General features: G+C 56.6%; 2 protein-coding genes. Both read right to left on the minus strand.

The window, feature by feature from the left end; genetic code table 11:
• Positions 1–195 precede the first annotated feature (195 nt).
• Entirely contained in the window at positions 196–1590 is a 1395-nt protein-coding gene (locus AC0QKW_RS00415; RefSeq protein ID WP_473149098.1) for an acetamidase/formamidase family protein, read from the minus strand.
• A 532-nt stretch (positions 1591–2122) separates the two neighbouring features.
• Complete coding sequence (locus AC0QKW_RS00420; RefSeq protein ID WP_473149099.1) at positions 2123–3592, minus strand: glutamine synthetase family protein; 1470 nt, start codon at positions 3590–3592, stop codon at positions 2123–2125.
• Positions 3593–4125 lie beyond the last annotated feature (533 nt).

The following is a 4125-nucleotide window of genomic DNA, read 5'->3' on the forward strand; positions in this document are numbered from 1 at the left end:
TGGGTGCAACGAAGTGAAACCCAACAGCAGTAAGCTTTTGTTGGGTTCTGCTGGCGCTCCACCCAACCTACAAATTAAAGCTTGACAAAGCACTAGGAAGGTGAGTGAAAAACATATCAGGCCCGCACCAAAGGGGTGCGGGCCTGATTTTGTCTAACCTGCTCTAAAAGGTCAGCCCTGCCAACTGGAACTGCGTCAGCTCGCCACAGGCTTAGGCTTCACGTTTGCCGGGTCAAAAATGCCCTTGGGAATGATGCCGTGCACGCCCCAGTTGCCGTCGACCACCTGGGTAATGGCAAAGTCGGCCCCGACAGTAATCAGCGAAAACGCTTCGTCTTCGGTCAGGTTCATGCCGTTCATCAGAAAGTCGCGCAGTTTGGCCGAGCTATCCTTCAGCGCCGGGTCTAGGGAAGACAGAGTATAGATCTCCTTCTGGGCATCGTCACCGAGAGCTTCGAGGTAGTTGGGGTAGGTAAAGCCGTGGACAATCCACGAGTCGGGGGTTTCGAGCAGGGGATAGTTAACCCCTTCAAGAATGGTGCCCGCCAGATCCGCCTGCTTGTGCAACACGAACTGGAACACGCCCGTGATCGAGGTTTCGATGGCGGTGCCATTCAGCTCAGAGTCGCCCTGGGAGGCGTGGGCATCGCCGCCGGAGAACAGCGCACCGGGAACTGACACGGGGTAATACATAGCGGTGCCGATCGCAATGTTGCGGTCATCCATATTGCCGCCAAAGTAGCTGGGCGGAATCGAGTCCACCACATCGGCCTCGCTGGGGGCCACACCCATGGAGCCCAGGTGCAGCCGCAGGGGCACTTTTACGCCCTCTAGGGTTTCGCCAATTTCATCGACGGTGTCGTGGTCAACGATGATGCCGGGGTAGTCGATGGTCTCGTGAACCGTGCCATCGGGGGTGGTTTGAGGCGTCCACTTGTAGCGGTAGACGGCGGTGGCGTAGTCTTTCTCACCCGTGGCATCCATCTCGTAGAGGGTGATCACTTCGCGGGGTTTGGGGTCAGTTTTGTAGTTGTCGTACTGAAAGCCCCACCAGGCCGAGGCGTTAGAGCCAAAGGTTTTGGTCGGGTCGCTGCCGCTGGGTCGCAGCTTCAGGTCCACAATCTTGACCTCCAGCAGGTCGCCGGGTTCAGCGCCGCACACATAGACCGGGCCAGTGAGAATGTGAACGCCGGGGCCGCGATCGCTCACGGTTTTACCCTCCGCCGTCCAGTTATAGATCGCCTCGATCGCCGGGTCGCCTGCAATCATGCGATCGTAGTCGTCGCCCGCGTGGTGGGTGATGGTTTCGAGGGTGACGTAGTCTTGGGAATTGACCGAAATAATTGGCTTCAGGTTTTTGCTGTAAAAGCCCCAGTGCACCGTTTCGGGGCTGGCGGCAACTTTGTAGTGGCGAGGGCTGCTGGCAGCGGTGGGGCAGCTAGTGGGCACGGTGCTTTCGAGGGGGGGCACCGCCGCACTGGCGCGGGTCATGCCCGTGGGCAAAAAGCTGGCCCCAAAGCAGAGCACGACCGTGGCAATGAACAACGACGGCCAAATCTTCGGCCACCGTTTTTTACGATTTTCAGACATATTTGGTCTCCTGAGAGAATTTGTGACCATAAACCTCTCTTATGGTTCTGTATTGAGTGTCTAGCTTCTGTATACTGGCAAACTTAATTTTGTGGTTTCCCGCAACGAAGAAACTTTGCAGTACAGACCCCAGGGTTCTTTTGGATTTAAACAAAGTCACAGGGCCAAGTGCAGCAGAACCCTGGGGTCTCGCCTGCTACTGATCCTCCCTATGGGATGGGAACCAAATGGTCGGTATCAACGTAAGTTTGATGGCATCCCATGAAGCGGAAAAGTCGGTCAGATCCTCTCTTGGGAGGGGTGCCCGGAGGGCGGGGTGGGTCAAAATGGCAACGGAAAGAAAGCTTCTAAATACGAGAAAAAGGCTTCTTATCCCAGGAGTAACCCACCCCTACCCCTCCCAGGAGGGGATGGTCAGACTGCTTGCCCAATAAAGTATTCTCTGTCGAACTCACGTTGCATCAGAAACCCGGTTTCTCTTCCAGCAGGCCCTATTCCTCAGCAGATTTACCCTGTCACCCTGTCACCCCTGCTAGGGCAGGCAGTCCATGTAGTTCTCCACATCCCAGTTGGTGGTGGTGGCCAAAAAGCGAATCCACTCGTCGCGCTTGTACTGGTCGTAGAGGCGATACATCTCGCCGGGCAGCGCCGATTGGATCACGTCATCCGTCGCCAGAGCATCCAGCGCTTCGCCCAGAGACATGGGCAGCTTTTTCACCTGCTTGCCGCTGTCCATGGCCTCGTAGATGTTGCGCTGCTCGGGCTCGCCGGGGTCGAGCTGGCGACTGAGGCCGTCGTCAAAGGCCTTGAGAATCGCCCCCGCCATCAAGTACGGGTTCACCATCGAGTCAACGGCACGGTACTCAAAGCGACCAGGTGCCGACACCCGCAGGCCGCAGGTGCGGTTTTGATAGCCCCAGTCAGAGTAGACCGGTGCCCAAAAGCCCGCATCCCACAGGCGGCGGTAGGAGTTGACCGTCGAGCAGCCGATCGCCGTCAGGGCAGGCAAATGCTCGATCACGCCGCCAATGCAGTGCAGCCCCACCTGGCCTGGAATCCGGCGAGATTTGCCATCGACCGGCATAAACGTATTCTCGCCACCCTGATGGTAAGTGAAATTGCCCTCCAGCCCCGGCAGGCTCTCAAGGCCAAACATTTTGATTGCCTCTTCGCCGCCCCGCCACAGCGACAGGTTGTGGTGGCAGCCCGAGGCCGACACCCCCATAAACGGCTTCGACATAAAGCAGGCGATCAGGTTAAACTCGCGGGCCACCTGGGCGCAGATCTGGCGGTAGGTGGTGAGGCGATCGGCGGTGCGCACTGCATCGTCGAACATAAAGTTCAGCTCTAGCTGCCCCGGCGCATCCTCATGATCGCCCTGGATCATGTCGAGCCCCATGGCCCGCCCATACTCGATCACCCGCAAAAACACCGGGCGCAGCTCCTCAAACTGGTCGATGTGGTAGCAGTTGGGCTTGGTGACGCCGCCATCGGGCTTGCCGTCGGGGCCTTTTTTCAGCCACATCATCTCGGGTTCGCAGCCGTGGCGCAGCTGTAGCCCGTGCTTGGCTTGAAACTCGGCATGGATGCGCTTCAGGTTGCCGCGACAGTCGCCGGTCAAGAATGCCGCCGCGTCTTCCTCCTCTTCGCGGTTGCGGAAGCAGACGCAGTAGACCCGCGCTACCCGCTTATCCCACGGCAGCTGGCAAAAGGTCTCGGGGTCGGGGATGGCCACCAGCTCGGCGGCCTCAGGCCCGTAGCCCAGGTACTGGCTATTGCGATCCATCGCCAGGTTGACGGTGGCCCCATAGACCAATTGGAATCCGTTGGCGGCGGTGGTCTCCCAGTAGTCGGCGGGGATGCCTTTGCCGACGATGCGCCCGGTGACGGAGACAAACTGATAGTAGATGTACTGAATACCCAGCTCGTCAATTTTGGCCCGCACCTGCTTGACGAGTTCGTCGCGCCCATCAGCGGCCACGTAGCGCTCTAGATCGGTCAAAGCCTCGGCGGTACCAGCGGTACTCTCTACCCGTGTCAGTACTCCAGTCACCGTGAGACCTCCTAATTTGCAGCGAATGGTCTCAGTAAAGCCAACTTGTCATAACAAGTTTGTAGCCATTGATACGTGAATTGCAGTCTAAGTTTATGGCTACTGCCATAACTCTCTGAGTTTCCTAAGTAAGTGGCTAACTCCAATATGTGCTTTAAGGCTTAGCTCCCGCATTATATTATTGGCGCTGAATCTCGTTTTATCCAGGTCTTCCTACTACGGAAGTATTTGTCTGAGTTATAAAAGTATGCAAATATCTCCAAGAAAAAAGGGACTTTGTGTTGTCCTAAACTCTCCACTTGAGAGCCGAGCTGAGATAATATTTCCACCCAGTACCGAATTATCTGTAAGACATACAGCTGTCGAAATGGTGCCACTGCTTTAAACCTGGTTGACTGACAAAACTAATCGGCAGCATAGCAGTACGTGTGTATTTTGAACTCGATTCGATAGATGCGCTGCTCATGTTGTTTCCGAGACGC

It is taken from the genome of Pseudanabaena sp. PCC 9330, assembly GCF_055795045.1.